Annotated in this window: 13 protein-coding genes; 12 read left to right on the top strand and 1 reads right to left on the bottom strand. The window is 69.9% G+C overall.

The genetic code is table 11. The annotated features are described in order from the left end of the window. Window positions 1–22: 22 nt before the first annotated feature. Entirely contained in the window at window positions 23–1,405 is a 1,383-nt protein-coding gene (locus LZP97_RS22280; RefSeq protein ID WP_040271472.1) for an MFS transporter, read from the top strand. Window positions 1,406–1,415: 10 nt separating this feature from the next. Here LZP97_RS22280 and LZP97_RS22285 read toward each other — a convergent pair whose 3' ends face one another. Next, entirely contained in the window at window positions 1,416–1,880 is a 465-nt protein-coding gene (locus tag LZP97_RS22285; RefSeq protein ID WP_040271474.1) for a DUF2231 domain-containing protein, read from the bottom strand. Window positions 1,881–2,012: 132 nt separating this feature from the next. On the opposite strand from LZP97_RS22285, the gene LZP97_RS22290 reads away from it, so the two are divergent. From LZP97_RS22290 to LZP97_RS22340, 11 genes are all read left to right on the top strand, one after another. Next, on the top strand, window positions 2,013–2,765 hold the full coding sequence (locus LZP97_RS22290; RefSeq protein ID WP_017681168.1) for a MerR family transcriptional regulator: 753 nt from the start codon (window positions 2,013–2,015) through the stop codon (window positions 2,763–2,765). A 73-nt stretch (window positions 2,766–2,838) separates the two neighbouring features. Then, a complete protein-coding gene (glf, locus tag LZP97_RS22295; protein ID WP_040271476.1) occupies window positions 2,839–4,059 on the top strand; it encodes a UDP-galactopyranose mutase in 1,221 nt (406 codons plus the stop codon). Then, a complete protein-coding gene (locus LZP97_RS22300; RefSeq protein WP_010596194.1) occupies window positions 4,056–5,972 on the top strand; it encodes a glycosyltransferase in 1,917 nt (638 codons plus the stop codon). Before glf ends, LZP97_RS22300 begins: the two co-directional genes overlap by 4 nt. Next, window positions 5,956–6,492 carry a phosphatase PAP2 family protein gene (locus LZP97_RS22305; protein ID WP_017681171.1) on the top strand — a complete coding sequence of 179 codons (537 nt, stop codon included), beginning with the start codon at window positions 5,956–5,958 and terminating at the stop codon, window positions 6,490–6,492. Before LZP97_RS22300 ends, LZP97_RS22305 begins: the two co-directional genes overlap by 17 nt. Further along, on the top strand, window positions 6,489–7,394 hold the full coding sequence (locus tag LZP97_RS22310; protein ID WP_040270416.1) for a decaprenyl-phosphate phosphoribosyltransferase: 906 nt from the start codon (window positions 6,489–6,491) through the stop codon (window positions 7,392–7,394). The genes LZP97_RS22305 and LZP97_RS22310 overlap by 4 nt, the downstream gene beginning before the upstream one ends. A gap of 58 nt (window positions 7,395–7,452) precedes the next feature. Next, entirely contained in the window at window positions 7,453–9,324 is a 1,872-nt protein-coding gene (zomB, locus tag LZP97_RS22315; RefSeq protein WP_040270418.1) for a flagellar motor control protein ZomB, read from the top strand. A gap of 308 nt (window positions 9,325–9,632) precedes the next feature. Beyond that, complete coding sequence (locus tag LZP97_RS22320) at window positions 9,633–10,643, top strand: alpha/beta hydrolase (RefSeq protein WP_040270439.1); 1,011 nt, start codon at window positions 9,633–9,635, stop codon at window positions 10,641–10,643. A 222-nt stretch (window positions 10,644–10,865) separates the two neighbouring features. Further along, complete coding sequence (locus LZP97_RS22325; RefSeq protein WP_263623498.1) at window positions 10,866–12,761, top strand: alpha/beta hydrolase-fold protein; 1,896 nt, start codon at window positions 10,866–10,868, stop codon at window positions 12,759–12,761. A gap of 152 nt (window positions 12,762–12,913) precedes the next feature. Then, window positions 12,914–13,465: a DUF732 domain-containing protein gene (locus LZP97_RS22330; RefSeq protein WP_010596188.1), complete on the top strand. Its 552-nt coding sequence runs from the start codon at window positions 12,914–12,916 to the stop codon at window positions 13,463–13,465. A gap of 11 nt (window positions 13,466–13,476) precedes the next feature. Further along, window positions 13,477–14,439 (top strand): cutinase family protein, encoded by a 963-nt coding sequence (locus LZP97_RS22335; RefSeq protein ID WP_040270425.1) that lies wholly within the window; start codon window positions 13,477–13,479, stop codon window positions 14,437–14,439. A 151-nt stretch (window positions 14,440–14,590) separates the two neighbouring features. Next, window positions 14,591–15,586 carry an LLM class F420-dependent oxidoreductase gene (locus LZP97_RS22340; RefSeq protein ID WP_017681177.1) on the top strand — a complete coding sequence of 332 codons (996 nt, stop codon included), beginning with the start codon at window positions 14,591–14,593 and terminating at the stop codon, window positions 15,584–15,586. Window positions 15,587–15,655 lie beyond the last annotated feature (69 nt).

Below are 15,655 nucleotides of genomic sequence, written 5' to 3' on the forward strand. Positions count from 1 at the left end.
CCCTCCCTCAAAGGAATTCGGCATGGACCTTCGTGCTCGCATCGACACGTCGCCGATGCGCCCCTACCAGTGGCTGATCGTCGCCCTGTGTGTGGTGCTCAACATCCTCGACGGCTACGACGTCATGGCCCTGGCCTTCACGGCCAAGAGCATCGGCGCCGACTTCGCGCTCGGCGGCTCGGCGATCGGTGTGCTCCTCAGCGCCGGGTTGATCGGCATGGCCGTAGGCGCGATCACCCTCGCCCCGGTCGCCGACCGGATCGGCCGCCGGCCGCTCATCCTCCTGTCGGTCGCACTCGCCACCGCCGGAATGGCGCTGTCCGCCACCGCAGGATCGGCATGGCAGCTCGGTACCTGGCGTGTGCTCACCGGTCTCGGCATCGGCGGAGTGCTCGCCTGCACCACCGTCATCGCCAGCGAATACTCCTCGGCGCGGTGGCGCGGCCTGGCCATCAGCATCTACACCGCCGGGTACGGCGTCGGTGCCACTCTCGGCGGATTGGCCGCGGTGGGCCTGCAGACCGAATACGGTTGGCGGGCAGTGTTCGTCGTCGGTGCGGTGCTGACCGGAACGGTGCTGGTGCTGCTGGCCGCGCTGCTGCCGGAATCGATCGAGTTCCTCGGGGCCCGCGGCCGAGACGGCGACCTCGCGTCGATCAACCGGATCGCCCGTCGTATCGGCCAGGACCCGATCCACTCGCTCGACGGCTCCAGCCGCGACGCCGGGGCGGGGGCCGGTCGCATCGCGGACCTCTTCACCGGAAGCCGCGCCCGTCCGACCCTCCTGCTGTGGGCGGCGTTCTTCACCACCATGTTCGGCTTCTACTTCGTCAATTCCTGGACCCCGTCGCTGCTCGAGACGGCCGGCCTGACCAAGGATCAGAGCGCGACCGCCGGCATGATGCTCACCCTCGGCGGCACGGCCGGCTCCGTGCTGTTCGGCGTCCTGGCCAGCCGGTGGTCGACTCGGTCCGTCCTGATCACCTTCACCGGCCTGTCGGCTGCGGCCATGGCCGTGTTCATCGCCTCGATCTCGGTGCTCGCCGTCGCGTTCGCGCTGGGAATCGTGATCGGCGGTCTGATCAACGGCTGCATCGCCGGTCTGTACACCCTCGCTCCGTCCCTCTACGGCCCACGGGTGCGCAGCACCGGCGTCGGCTGGGCCATCGGCGTCGGCCGCGCCGGCGCGATCCTCGCCCCCACCGCCGCGGGCATGCTGCTCGACGCGGGCTGGTCACCGGCGCAGCTGTACTTCGCCGTCGCCGGCGTGGTCGTCCTGGCCGCGGTGGCGCTGTTGCTGCTGCGACCGGCACGCACCCCGGTCGCGGCCCCGGACGCAGCGGCGCCGGACACAGCGGCGCCGGACACAGCGGCGCCGGACACAGGGGCACCGGCAGCGGTCTGACGCACTGTCGCTACGGCAGCCGTCCGGTCCACACGGCCTCGGCGCCGGACTCGCCGACCCGGACGGTCTGCACCGTCGCACCCGCCGCGGCGACGACGGCCAGCACGGCCGCGACGACGATCAGGGCTCGTCGCCCGCCGCCGTCGTCGCGGCCGCGCAGCACGTGCGCACCCGCGAGCAGCATCGTCGCGGCGAACAACAGCGCGACGACGAGGGTCATCGTCTCGCCGAGTTCCTCGTGCGTCTCGATCAGCGGGGACGGGCCCAGGACACCGGCGAGCTGCTCGCCGGTCTCGGCGGTGATCGGGGTCAGGACCAGCGCCGCGGCCGCGAGCACCACGACCGGCCACAGCAGGCGTCGCCGCGCGGCCGGCCACAGCGCGCACAGGACCAGTCCCAGCGACACCAGGGGCACCAGAACGACGACCCCGTGCACGAGCAGGGGGTGGGCGGGCAGTCCGCTGATCAGCGTCATACCGTCTTTCCTTCCGGCCGGAGCATCAGGGAAACCGTAGGCGGGGATCCGGACGAACGGGACCCGAACGCGCTTGACGTTGACGCAGCGTCAAGACGCATCCTGGGGATACCCGACGAGAGAGGCCCGCGAATGAAGGGCGAATGGTCCATCCAGGAACTGGCCCGCGCGGCCGGAGTCACCAGCCGCACGCTGCGTCACTACGGCGACGTCGGCGTGCTCGAGCCCAGCCGCACCGGCCCGGGCGGCATGCGGTTCTACGACGCCGACGCCCTGGTCCGGCTGCAGCGCATCCTGCTGCTGCGCGACCTGGGCCTGAGCCTGCCCGCCATCGCGGAGGTGCTCGAGGGGCACCGCGACGCCACCGCGGCGCTGCGCGTGCACCTGGAACTGCTCGAGCACGAGCAGCGGCGGCTGGCCCGGCAGATCGAGTCGGTGCGCACCACCATCCGCAGAACAGAGAGAGGTGAGGAACTGATGGCGGACGAAGTGTTCGACGGGTTCGACCACACGCAGTACCGCGACGAGGTGATCGAACGCTGGGGCGAGGACGCCTACGAGAGCAGCGACCGCTGGTGGCGGGGCATGAGCGACGACGAGCGGGCGGACTGGAAGACCGTCGCCGCCCGCCTGGGCGCGGACTGGACGGCCGCCGCGGCCGCCGGCCTCGACCCCGCCGGCCCGGAAGGACAGGACCTGGCCCGTCGCCACGTCGCGTGGCTCGGCAGCATCCCCGGCACCCCCGGGTACGGGGCGGGGCCGAACCGGGACTACGTCCTGGGCCTGGCCGACATGTACGTCGCCGACGAGCGGTTCGCCGCGAACTACGGCGGCCCGGACGGTGCGACGTTCGTCCGGTCTGCCCTGCGGGCCCACCTCGCCTGACCCGTGTGTGTTTCCGGTCGCTCCCGCTACCGGAAACGCGCACGGGCGCGCGGGTCGCCTACCCTGGTCTTCCGTGACCGCTGCACCCTCGCCCCAGCCTGCCACCGGTGAGTACGACCTGATCGTCGTCGGCTCCGGGTTCTTCGGACTGACGATCGCCGAGCGTGCCGCCACGCAACTCGGCAAACGCGTGCTCGTCGTCGAGCGCCGCCACCACCTCGGCGGCAACGCCTACTCCGAGCCCGAACCCGAGACGGGCATCGAGATCCACAAGTACGGTGCCCACCTCTTCCACACCTCCAACAAGCGGGTGTGGGACTACGTGAACCGGTTCACCGACTTCACGAACTACCAGCACCGCGTGTTCGCGATGCACAAGGGCCAGGCCTACCAGTTCCCCATGGGGCTGGGGCTGGTGTCCCAGTTCTTCGGCCGGTACTTCAGCCCGGAGGAAGCCCGGGCCCTGATCAGGGAGCAGGCCGCCGAGATCGACACCGCACAGGCGCAGAACCTCGAGGAGAAGGCCATCTCCCTGATCGGCCGGCCGCTCTACGAGGCGTTCGTGCGCGACTACACCGCCAAGCAGTGGCAGACCGACCCGAAGGAACTGCCCGCCGGCAACATCACCCGGTTGCCGGTCCGCTACACCTTCGACAACCGGTACTTCAACGACACCTACGAGGGCCTGCCCGTCGACGGCTACACCGCGTGGCTCGAGAACATGGCGAAGGACGAGAAGATCGAGGTGCGGCTCGACACCGACTGGTTCGAGGTGCGCGACGAGATCCGCGCCGCGAGCCCCGAGGCCCCGGTGGTCTACACCGGCCCGCTCGACCGCTACTTCGACTACTCCGAGGGCCGGCTCGGCTGGCGCACCCTCGACTTCGAGACCGAGGTGCTGCCCACCGCGGACTTCCAGGGCACCCCGGTGATGAACTACAACGACGCCGACGTGCCCTACACCCGCATCCACGAGTTCCGGCACTTCCACCCCGAGCGGGACAGCTACCCCGCCGACAAGACCGTGATCATGCGCGAGTACTCGCGCTTCGCCGGCAACGACGACGAGCCGTACTACCCGATCAACACCCCGGAGGACCGCGCCAAGCTGACGGCCTACCGGGAGCGGGCCAAGCGGGAGGCCACGGAGAACAAGGTGCTGTTCGGCGGCCGGCTCGGCACCTACCAGTACCTCGACATGCACATGGCCATCGCGAGCGCCCTGAGCATGTTCGACAACGCCCTCGCGCCGTACTTCGAATCGGGCACCCCGCTGGCGGGGGACGCCTCGTGAGCGCCCGGCACCTGCTCGTCGAGCCCGACGCACCCGTGGACGAGCGGCTCGGCAAGGCGCTGCTGCAGCGGGTGATCCTGCCGCGTCCGGGTGAACCGCTCGACGTGCGCACCCTCTACCTGGAGGAATCGCCCACCAACGCGCGGCGCGCCCACGCCGTCGGCCGGACGTCGCTGAACATCGGCGCCGAGTCCGAGGTGTCGATGTGCACCTACTTCAACGCCTTCCCGGCGAGCTACTGGCGACGCTGGAGCACCCTCACCTCCGTGGTGCTGCGACTCGAACTCACCGGGCACGGCCGGGCCGACGTGTACCGCTCGAAGGCCGACTCGAGCCGCATCCACGTCGAGGGCCGCGAGTTCTCCGCCGCGCACGACGCCGCGACGGTCGAGTTCGAGATCGACCTCGGCCCCTTCGAGGACGGCGGCTGGATCTGGTTCGACATCACCACCGACTCCGACGTCACGTTGCGCTCGGCGGGGTGGTACGCGCCGGTCGAGGCGCCCGGCGAGGCCTCCGTCGCCGTGGGCATCCCCACCTTCAACCGCCCGACGGACTGCGTGAAGGCCCTCGTCGCCCTCGCCTCCGATCCGCTGGTCCTCGACGTCGTCGACGCCGTGATCATTCCGGACCAGGGCACCCGCAAGGTTCGGGACGAGCCCGGCTTCACCGAGGCGGCGGCCGCGCTCGGCAACCGGCTCGCCATCCACAACCAGGGCAACCTCGGCGGCTCGGGCGGTTACAGCCGCATCATGTACGAGGCGCTGAAGACGACCGACTGCCCGTACATCCTGTTCATGGACGACGACATCGAACTCGAGCCCGACTCGATCCTGCGCGCTCTCGCGTTGTCCCGGTTCGCCAAGAGCCCGATGCTCGTCGGCGGTCAGATGCTCAACCTCCAGGAACGCAGCCACCTGCACACGATGGGCGAGGTGATCGACCGGGCGAACTTCATGTGGACGGCGGCGCCGAACGTCGAGTACGACCACGACTTCTCCACCAAGCCGCTGCGCGACCGCGAGCAGTCGAAGCTGCTGCACCGGCGCATCGACGTCGACTACAACGGCTGGTGGATGTGCATGATCCCGCGGCAGGTGGCCGAGGAGATCGGTCAGCCGCTGCCGCTGTTCATCAAGTGGGACGACGCCGAGTACGGGCTGCGGGCGCGTGCCGCCGGCTACCCGACCGTCACCATGCCGGGCGTCGCGATCTGGCACATGGCCTGGAGCGACAAGGACGACGCCATCGACTGGCAGGCGTACTTCCACCTGCGCAACCGTCTCGTCGTGGCGGCACTGCACATGCCGGGCGACGGACGTGGCCTGGTCCTCGACACCGTCAAGGCCACGCTCAAGCACCTGCTGTGCCTCGAATACTCGACGGTGGCGATCCAGAACAAGGCGATCGAGGACTTCCTGGCCGGCCCGGACCGTCTGTTCGAACTGCTGCCCACCGCGCTCGGGGAGGTGCACGCGCTGCGCAGGCGGTTCTCCGACGCCGTGGTGCTGCCGTCGTCGACCGAGCTGCCGCTGCCGTCGGGTGCCGAGGTCGGGGCGGTCGGCGAGCCGCGCGGCGCCGTCGGCAAGATGGTGCGGCTCGCCAAGGGCCTGGTGCACAACGTGCGGCCGGCGCATCCGGAACACCACGAGCGCCCGCAGCTGAACGTGCCCACCCTCGACGCCCGCTGGTTCCTGCTCTCGCAGGTCGACGGTGTGACCGTGACCACCGCGGACGGGCGCGGCGTCGTCTACCGTAAGCGCGACCCACGGCAGGCGCAGGCGTTGTTGTCCGAGGCTGTGCGGCTGCGCCGGGAGCTTGCCCGCAGGTTCCCCGAGTTGAAGGACGAGTACCAGGCCGCGGTTCCCGCCCTGACGAGCAAGGAGGAGTGGGAGCGTGTCTTCGAATCGTGAATGGCCGACCACCGAGGCCGAGATCCAGGTGCTGCAGGCCGTGCAGTCCACGGTCGGTTCGCGTCCCGGGGCGCTCGCGGCGGCCCGGGGGTTGTCGCACTTCGGTGAGCACGCCTTCGGCTGGGCGGTGATCGGCGGTGTCGGGGCACTGGTCGACCGCCCGCGCCGGCGCCGCTGGGCCGGTGTCGCGGTCGGCGCCGTCGGTGCGCACGCCGCGTCCATCGTGGTCAAGCGGGTGGTGCGGCGGCCGCGGCCCGTGGACCCCACCGTCCAGGTCAACGTGTCCACGCCGAGCCGGCTCAGCTTCCCGTCCTCGCACGCCACCTCGACGACGGCCGCTGCCGTGCTGCTCGGCCGGCTGACCGGGCTACCCTTACCGGCGGTGTTGGTCCCGCCGATGTTGCTGTCCCGCCTCGTGCTCGGCGTCCACTATCCGACGGACGTGCTGGCGGGGGCTGCGCTCGGCGCCGCGTCCGCCGCGGCCGTCGTGCGGGCCGAGAAGAAGTTTGGAGAGAGATGAGCGAGGAACCGGTAGCCGTCGCGGCACCTCCGAAAAATCTGGCCGAGGGCATCGTCAAGGCGGTCCGCCCCCGGCAGTGGGTGAAGAACGTGCTGGTGCTGGCGGCGCCGCTCGCGGCCGGCTCGGCGACCGAGGTGGACGTCCTGATCCCGGTCGCCCTGGCCTTCGTGGTGTTCTGCATGGCCGCCTCGGGCATCTACCTGGTCAACGACGCGATGGACGTCGAGGCCGACCGCGCCCACCCGACCAAGCGGTTCCGGCCGATCGCCGCCGGCGTGCTGCCGGTGAACCTCGCCTACGGCATGGCGGTGGTCCTGCTGGCCGGCTCGATCGGCCTGTCGTTCCTGGCGAACTGGCAGCTCGCGGTGGTGATGGCCGTCTACATCACCGTCCAGCTGGCCTACTGCTTCGGGCTCAAGCACCAGCCGGTGCTGGACATCGCCATCGTCTCGTCCGGGTTCCTCCTCCGCGCGATCGCCGGTGGTGTGGCCGCGGAGATCCTCCTGTCGCAGTGGTTCCTGCTGATCATGGCGTTCGGTTCGCTGTTCATGGCGGCGGGCAAGCGGTACGCGGAGCTGCGTCTCGCGGAGCGGACGGGCGCGAAGATCCGCAAGTCGCTCGAGTACTACACGGGCACCTACCTGCGGTTCGTGTGGACGTTGTCGGCGACGGCGGTCGTCATCTGCTACGGCCTGTGGGCGTTCGAACGCGACCAGGCCAACGACACCAACTGGTTCGCGATCTCGATGGTTCCGTTCGTGATCGCGATCCTGCGGTACGCGGTCGACGTGGACGGCGGGGAGGCCGGCGAACCGGAGGAGATCGCCCTGAAGGACCGGGTGCTGCAACTCCTCGCGGTGGCCTGGATCGGGGCGGTCGGCGGTGCTGTCTACCTCTTCTGACCTCGACGAGGATCTCGGCACCCCGGCCCGCCGGGCCCGGCCGGCCCGTCGGGACGGCATGCGGCCGTGGGTGCCGACCGCGGTGTTCTCCGGTGGAGTCGCGCTGGCGGCCCTGCTGATGTTCTGGGGCGCGTGGGAGCGCCGCTGGATCGCCGACGACGGCCTCATCGTGCTGCGCACCGTGCGCAATCTGCTGGCCGGCAACGGCCCGGTGTTCAACGCCGGCGACCGCGTCGAGGCGAACACGTCCACCCTGTGGACGTATCTCGTGTACGCGATGGGCTGGCTCACCGGGGTGCGACTCGAGTACGTGGTCCTGGCCACGGCGCTCGTGCTGTCGACCGCGGCGGTGGCGCTGGCGATGCTCGGCACGGGCCGGCTGTACCGGTGGCGGCTGCGGGGCGGCGGCGCCACCTTCCTGCTGGTTCCCGCCGGCATGTTCGTCTACATCGCGGTGCCCCCGGCGCGGGACTTCGCCACCTCCGGCCTCGAGAGCGGGCTGGTGATCTGCTGGATCGCCCTGTTGTGGCTGCTGCTCGTGCGGTGGGCGACGGCGCCGGGGACCCCGTCGGCGCCGTCGGTGCTGGCGACGGCGTTCGTGGCCGGCCTCGGCCCGCTCGTGCGTCCCGAACTGGCACTTCTCGCGCTTCCGGCCCTGCTCATGCTCTTCCTCGCCGCGGGCCTCACGTGGCGGGTGCGGATCGCGATGGTGGCGGTGGCCGGTGCCGTGCCGGTGGCCTATCAGATCTGGCGGATGGGCTACTACGGGCTGCCCTACCCGAACACTGCGGTGGCCAAGGATGCGGGCGGCGCGAAGTGGTCGCAGGGCTTCGAGTATCTCGGGAACCTGGTGAGCCCGTACCTGTTGTGGCTGCCGTTGCTGTTGCTGCTGCTCGGTGCCGCGCTCGCGTGGCGCGACCGGACACCGCTCGCACCGGGTGCGTCGAAACGTGAAATCCGTCACACGGAAGCCTCGTTCGCGGTCCGCGCGCAGCGGGCGTTGCGCACTCCGTCCGCCGTGGTCGTCTTCATGCTCGGCGCCGGGGTGTTGCTCACGCTCTACGCCCTTCGTGTCGGCGGTGATTTCATGCACGGCCGGGTGCTGCTACCGCCGCTGTTCTGTCTGCTCGTTCCCGTCGCCGTGATTCCGTTGCGTGTTCCCACCGAGATCGGCCGCACTCGCACGACGGCCGTCGCGGGTGCGGCAGGCGCGTTGTGGCTCGGTGTGGTGGTGTGGTCGGCGATCGCGGCGAACACCACCGGAATGCCCGAGGGGGCGGTGGTGGGCCGTTCCGGGATCGTCGACGAGCGGGCGTTCTACGCCCTCAACACCGGCCATCTGCATCCCGTCCGGGCCGAGGACTACCTCGACTATCCGCGCATGCGGGCGATGGTCGAGGCGATCTCGAACACCCCCGACGGCGGCCTGCTGCTGCCGACACCGTCGTTCGACGCCTGGGATGTCGTCCCGCCGCCGGGGCCGGTCCCGCCGGGTGGTGCCGGCCACACCGTCTACTTCCTCAACCTCGGGATGACCAGCATGAACGTCGGGCTCGACGTGCAGGTGCTCGACCAGATGGGACTGGCATACCCGTTGGCGGCGCACACCGAGCGGCTCGAGGACGGGCGCATCGGGCACGACAAGCTGCTCTACTCCGACTGGGTCGTCGCCGACACGGGGATGGTGGATGTGCACCCGTGGCTGCCTGCCTACCTGGACGAGGACTGGGTGGCGCAGGCGCAGGTGGCGCTGACGTGCCCGCAGACGCAGGAACTGCTCGCGTCCTCCCGCGCGGAATTGACGTGGCCGCTGTTCAAGCGCAATCTTCGCAATTCGTTCGAATATGCGGATTACCGATTCGAGCGGGTGCCGAAATACGAGATCCAGCGGTGCGACCTCGAGCTTCCGCCCCCACGTGACGGGGGCTGAACGCAGGCGTCCGGCCAGCGAATTACATCGGTGTCGTTTTCCTTCCGGGCGGCCCCGTGCGACCCGCCGGGCATATCTCGGTATGATCACAGCCGATAACGGACGAGTAACGCATCGGCAGTGTGGGCCGATATCGAAGCCGACACACGGTTCGTTGACCTGGGTTACCGGGGGTTTGTCAGAGCCCACGGTGTCCTTTACAGTCTTGACCGCAGTGTGACTTGTGACGGCCCGCTCGGTCGTCGCCGCCGGTATCCGACGGGGGACGCGCACGCGGACGCCGCAGATGGAGAAAGAGAGCATTGTTCATGCGTTTTGTCCCGAGGTTGTCGCAGCGCCTCCGCAGGCGCGTGCTCGGCGTGGGCGCCGCAGCCCTCGTTCTGCCGGTTGCCGCCGGCGTCGCCGGAAGCACCGCCGCGCTCGCCGCTCCCGCAGCCGCCGCCCCGATCTCGCACCGGGCACCGGCCGGCGGGTTCGAGGAAGTCTTCGTCGACTCCGACATGGGCCCGATCAAGGTGCAGATCCAGTGGGCCGCCCGCGGCGGTGACGCGGCGCTGTACCTGCTCGACGGCCTGCGCGCCCGGGACGACGCGAACGCGTGGAGCTTCGAGACCAACGCGCGCGACCAGTTCGCCAACGACAACGTCACCCTGGTGATGCCGGTCGGCGGCCAGTCGAGCTTCTACACCGACTGGTACGCGCCCAGCAACCTCAACGGCCAGGACGTCACCTACAAGTGGGAGACGTTCCTGACCCAGAACCTGCCGGACTACCTCGCCACCCGCGGCGTCTCCCGCAGCAACAACGGCATCCTGGGCCTGTCGATGGGCGGCAGCGCCGCGCTGACCCTGGCCGCCTACCACCGCGACCAGTTCAAGTTCGCGTCGTCGCTCTCCGGATACCTGAACCTGTCGGCTCCCGGCATGCGTGAGGCCATCCGCGTCGCGATGCTCGACGCCGGCCGCTTCAACGTCGACTCCATGTGGGGCCCGCCGTGGAGCCCGGCCTGGCTGCGCAACGATCCGTTCGTGTTCGCGCCGAAGCTCGCCGGCCTGTCGATGTACATCTCGGCGGCCAGCGGCCTGCCCGGTCAGCACGACAACCCGCAGGGCCTGGTGGGTGTCTACAACACCGCCAACGCCATGGGCCTCGAGGCGCTCGCCCTCGCCCAGACCCGTGCCTTCCAGATCAAGCTGGCCACCCTCGGCATCCAGGCCCGCTTCGACTTCCCGGCGCGCGGCACGCACTCCTGGAAGTACTGGGAAGAGGAGCTGTGGAAGGCTCGTCCCCAGATCCTCGAGGCACTGAACGCCTACTGATCGCGCCGAACCACCCGGCACACACTGACGGTCCGCATGCCGCCCCACGACCCGAGAGGGACGAGGGGCGGCATGCGCCGTTTCCCGGATAGTTGACAAAAACCACAGCCGTCACAGCGCGGCACCCCCACCCGGCGCCCGTTCACGTGTAGAAACAGTCTTCGAGACGCGGGGCCCGGTCGCCCGTCGACGCCCCAGCAACGCAGAAAGTGAGCGATGCCGATGCGAACTGTGCTTGGCGGACGTCGAACCGTGCGCGCCCGGCAGCCGGTGCCGCCCGCACGACGGAGCCGGCGGGTCCTCGGGGCGGTCGCCGCAGCCCTCGTCGCCCCGCTCGTCGCCGGAACCCTCGCCGTCGGTGCCGCGTACGCGGTGCCGGTGGACCGCAGCGAGCCCACCGCCGCGCAGGCCCCGTCCGGGGTGACGGTGCAGCGGGTGGACTGGCTGACCGACCGGCGCGTGGCCCTGTGGGTGAACTCGCCGGCGATGGGCACGCCCATCCAGGTGCAGTTGCTGCTGGCCCGGGACTGGAACATCGAACCGGAAGCGCGGTTCCCCGCCGTCTACATGCTCGACGGCCTGCGCGCCCGCGACGACGAGAACGGCTGGACGATCGAGACGGACGCCGAGGCCTTCTTCGCGGACAAGAACGTCAACGTCGTGCTGCCGGTGGGCGGACAGTCCAGCTTCTACGCCGACTGGGTGGACCAGAACAACGGGCGCAACTACCAGTGGGAGACGTTCCTCACCAAGGAACTTCCCCCGATCCTCGAGGGCAACTGGCGCACCACGAAGGAGCGCGGCGTCGTCGGCCTGTCGATGGGCGGCACCGCCGCGATGTTCCTGCCTGCGCGCAACCCCGGCTTCTTCAAGTTCGCGGGGTCGCTCTCCGGCATCCTGACCACCACGACCCTCGGCATGCCGCAGGCGATCCAGTACGCGATGCAGGACGCCGGCGGCTTCGACTCGTCGGCCATGTGGGGTACCCCCGGCGGCGAGCAGTGGGCCGCCCACGATCCCTACCTGCTCGCGGACAAGCTCGAGGGCGTGAGCCTGTACGTCTCGAGCGGCAGCGGCAGCACCGGACCGTACGACCAGCCGTCGGGTGTCCCGGGCGTGAGCACGAACTATGCCGGCATGGGCCTCGAGATCCTGTCGCGGCTCACCTCGCAGGCGTTCGCCACCAAACTGAACAAGGTCGGCATCCCCGCGCAGGTGGTCTACCGGCCGTCGGGCACCCATTCGTGGCCGTACTGGGAATTCGAGCTGCACCAGCTGTGGCCGCAGCTCGCCAACGCCCTCGGCGTGGAGGTCACGAAGCCGAACTGCAGCGCATCCGGCGCGATCGGCGACGCCGCCGCCCCGTGGATCGGCGACTGCCTCACACCGGAGTACGCCGTCGCGGGCGGGCGCGTCCAGGACTTCCGCTTCGGCCGGATCTTCTCCTCCACCGAGGGCGGCGCCCGCCCGGTGGCGGGTGCCGTCGGCGGGGCCTACCAGGCCGCCGGGGGGCCGGCCGGTCCGCTCGGCTACCCGACCACCGAGGAACGTGGCACCCCCGACGGCCGCGGCCGGTTCAACCACTTCCAGCACGGCTCGATCTACTGGACCCCGCAGACCGGGGCGCACGCCGTGCGCGGCGCCATCCGTGACGAGTGGGCGCGCCAGGGCTGGGAGGGCGGTCCGCTCGGCTACCCGGTGGCCGACGAGGTGGCCACCCCGAACAAGCCCGGAGTGGTGCAGGGCTTCGAGATCGGCGCCCTCTACTGGACCGAGCCGCTCGGCGCCCACGCCGTGCAGGGGATGATCATGGGCAAGTACGCCGAACTCGGCTACGAGAACAGCTGGCTCGGATTCCCGAAGACCAGCGAGATCCCCGTCAAGGACGGCGGCCGGTTCAACGAGTTCGAGGGCGGCAACATCTACTGGAGTCCGCTCAGCGGCGCCTGGTCCGTTCGCAACGGGCCCGTGTTCGACGCGTGGAAGAGCGCCGGCTACGAGAACGGTCGACTCGGCTTCCCCATCGGCGACGAGTTCCCCATCCCCGGCGGTGTCCAGCAGAACTTCCAGGGCGGATTCGTCACGGTGGTCGACAACGTGGCCACCGTCCGCCCCTAGGATCGTCACCCGCAGTTCCGGTGCCGCCGCGGCGGCCCGCAACCACCGGATCGGGCGGTGACCGCGACGCACGGGTCGCGGTCACCGCCCGGTTCGCATCTGTAGCCTGGGCACTGCCCATTTCCGACGATTGGATGCGAGGACACCACCACATGCCTGCACGGACCCGTTCGAGCCTGACCCGCGTCCTGGGCGCCGGCGCCGCGGCGCTCGCCGCCACCGCCCTCCTGGGCGCCTGCGGAAGCGACGATTCCACGGCGACGAACACCCCGTCGACGTCCGTGTCGGCGACCACCTCGACATCCGCCGCCGAGACCACCGCCGCCAAGGCGACGACGACCGCTCCCGAGGGCGCGGCCACCACCAGTCCGGGCGAGGCCGCCACCGCACCCCCGGCGCAGCCGGAGACCGAACCCGGATTCCCGGGCCCGGCCGAGGTGCCGGTGGACGACCGCGGCCAGGCGTTCCTGGACGGGTTGCGCGAGCGGGGCGTGGAACCCGCCGCCGACGGCAGTATCGCCATCAACACGGCCAACTACATCTGCGCCGCGACCGCACAGGGCAGCTCGCCCGAGGAGATCAAGACGATCGTCACCGCCGCAGTGGGCAGCGAGGCCACGGCCGCCGGCAAGGAGATCTCCGACGCCGACGCCGCGACGACCGCCGACGTCTACATCACCGTCGCCCGCGACACCTTCTGCTAGGAGCAGCAACCATGACGGCCCGAGCGAAGCAACGACGCCGGAGGCGGGGAATCCTCGTACTCGGGATCCTGGTCGTCCTGGCGGCCGTGCTCGCGATGTGGTACATCCTCGCGGGCCGGCTCCCGGTGCCGGGGCCGCCGGGGCCGCTCGGGCCCGAGAAGCCCCAGGCGCAGCCGGCCTCGTGCCCCGACGTCCAGGTGGTGGCGGTGCCGGGCACGTGGGAGTCGGCCGCCTGGGACGATCCGTACAACCCGACGTTCAATCCGCTCTCGCTGATGCTGAACGTCACGCGTCCGCTGCAGGAGCGCTTCGACGCGCAGCGTGCCGATGTGTACACCGTTCCGTACGTGGCCCAGTTCTCGAATCCGGTGGCGCTCCCGCCGGACGGCCAGCAGTCGTACAACAACAGCCGGACGGCCGGCACCGCAGCGACCGAGGACATCCTCGAGCGACGGTTCGCCGAGTGCCCGCTGACCAACTACGTGCTGACCGGCTTCTCGCAGGGCGCGGTCATCGCGGGCGACGTCGCGTCGCGCATCGGTGCCGGTGACGGGCCCGTTCCGGCGGATCGCGTGCTCGGAGTGGCCCTCATCGCCGACGGCCGTCGCGACCCGGGGACGGTCGAGACGATCGGACCGCCCGTCGCGGGCGTCGGCGCCGAGCTGTCGCTGAACGGGTTGCGGTTGCCGGGGATCACCATGACCGGCGCGCGACCGGGTGGGTTCGGCGAGCTCGAGGACAAGGTGGTGGACATCTGTGCACCGACGGACGGGATCTGCGACGCCCCGCCGAATGCGCTGAATCCCGGCAACTGGCTCGCCAGCGCGCCGCGGTTGCTCGAGTACATGAACAACCCCGTGCACGCGTTGTACAACACCTTCGTCGTGGACGATTCGGGTACGACGGCGACGCAGTGGGTGGCGAACTGGGCGATCGAGAAGATCGAGGAGGCGCCGACCCCTCGCGAGGAGTGAACTCTCCTCGTTATTACCGGTCGGTAGTGTCGGGGATCACCACCCGATACACTCACTGGTCGGTCGGCGCTTAGACTCGACCTTCGGTCATGACCCGGGAAATCCTTCCGGGCCCGTGACGCGCGACCACCGCCACACGAGAAGAGGTTCGATGAGCGCCACCGCCGGCTCGGCTGTCACGCGGAAGTTTCGTTTCGCCGCGGGTGGCGAGGGCAACGCCGAGGAGGGCGGTGCCCGGCGCTTCGTCGAGCTGGCGCGCAAGGCGGAGGAGCTCGGCTACGACAGCTTCATGATCCCGGACCACCTGGGTAACCAGGTCGGGCCCATGGCCGCCCTCGGTGCGCTCGCCGTCGCCACCGACAAGATCCGCCTCGGCACCGCCGTCCTCGCGAACGGCTTCCGGCATCCCGCGATCCTGGCCAAGGACGCCGCGACCGTCGACGTCCTTTCGGGCGGCCGGCTCGAGCTCGGGATCGGCGCAGGGTGGATGAAGGAGGAGTTCGACAAGGCGGGCATCGCCTACGAACGTCCCGGCGTCCGGATCGAGAAGCTCGAGGAGAGCCTGCAGATTCTGGACGTGCTCCTGCGGGGCCGGGAATGCAACTTCGAGGGCAAGCACTACCGCATCGACGGCCTCAAGGGCAGTCCGCGCCCGCGGCAGGGCCCGCGTCCGCCCATCGCGGTCGGCGGCGGGGGACCGAAGATGCTCGCGCTGGCGGCGAAGTACGCCGACATCATCTCGGTGGCCACCCCCACGAATCGGGACGGCCGTTTGTTGCTGTCGGGGATCACGATGGGCAAGACTGTGGAGCGGGTGGACGTGATCCGTCGCGCAGCGGGGGATCGGTTCGATGACATCGAGCTGAACTGGACCATCACGATGATTCTCGTCACGGATGATCGGGAGCAGACTGCCGAGATGGCGCTGGCTGCCCTCGACCAGGGCTTCCCCCCGAACATCGAGGTGGACGTCCGGCTCACCGTGGACGAGATCCTCGAATCGCCGTATCTCGCAATCGGTTCCTACGAGGAGATCGCCGAACAGATCCGTAACGTGCGGGCGAAGACGGGGATGTCCTATGTGGGGGTCTTCCCCACCCAGATGGAGGCGTTCGCACCGGTGATTCCGCTGTTGGCGGGGGAATGACCGATGCGGATCTGTAACATAATCGTGATTTCGGATCGATGGACAGATTCGTGAGATGCACCGCCGGAT

Source organism: Rhodococcus sp. DMF-1 (assembly GCF_021441945.1).
Taxonomy (GTDB): domain Bacteria; phylum Actinomycetota; class Actinomycetes; order Mycobacteriales; family Mycobacteriaceae; genus Rhodococcus; species Rhodococcus ruber.

What these genes read in the sequence shown, in the direction of transcription:
- LZP97_RS22280 (WP_040271472.1), top strand. Translation starts at nt 23, where the DNA reads ATGGACCTTCGTGCTCGCATCGACACGTCGCCGATGCGCCCCTACCAG.
- LZP97_RS22285 (WP_040271474.1), bottom strand. Translation starts at nt 1,880, where the DNA reads ATGACGCTGATCAGCGGACTGCCCGCCCACCCCCTGCTCGTGCACGGG.
- LZP97_RS22290 (WP_017681168.1), top strand. Translation starts at nt 2,013, where the DNA reads ATGAAGGGCGAATGGTCCATCCAGGAACTGGCCCGCGCGGCCGGAGTC.
- LZP97_RS22310 (WP_040270416.1), top strand. Translation starts at nt 6,489, where the DNA reads ATGAGCGAGGAACCGGTAGCCGTCGCGGCACCTCCGAAAAATCTGGCC.
- zomB (WP_040270418.1), top strand. Translation starts at nt 7,453, where the DNA reads ATGCGGCCGTGGGTGCCGACCGCGGTGTTCTCCGGTGGAGTCGCGCTG.
- LZP97_RS22320 (WP_040270439.1), top strand. Translation starts at nt 9,633, where the DNA reads ATGCGTTTTGTCCCGAGGTTGTCGCAGCGCCTCCGCAGGCGCGTGCTC.
- LZP97_RS22325 (WP_263623498.1), top strand. Translation starts at nt 10,866, where the DNA reads ATGCGAACTGTGCTTGGCGGACGTCGAACCGTGCGCGCCCGGCAGCCG.
- LZP97_RS22330 (WP_010596188.1), top strand. Translation starts at nt 12,914, where the DNA reads ATGCCTGCACGGACCCGTTCGAGCCTGACCCGCGTCCTGGGCGCCGGC.
- LZP97_RS22335 (WP_040270425.1), top strand. Translation starts at nt 13,477, where the DNA reads ATGACGGCCCGAGCGAAGCAACGACGCCGGAGGCGGGGAATCCTCGTA.
- LZP97_RS22340 (WP_017681177.1), top strand. Translation starts at nt 14,591, where the DNA reads ATGAGCGCCACCGCCGGCTCGGCTGTCACGCGGAAGTTTCGTTTCGCC.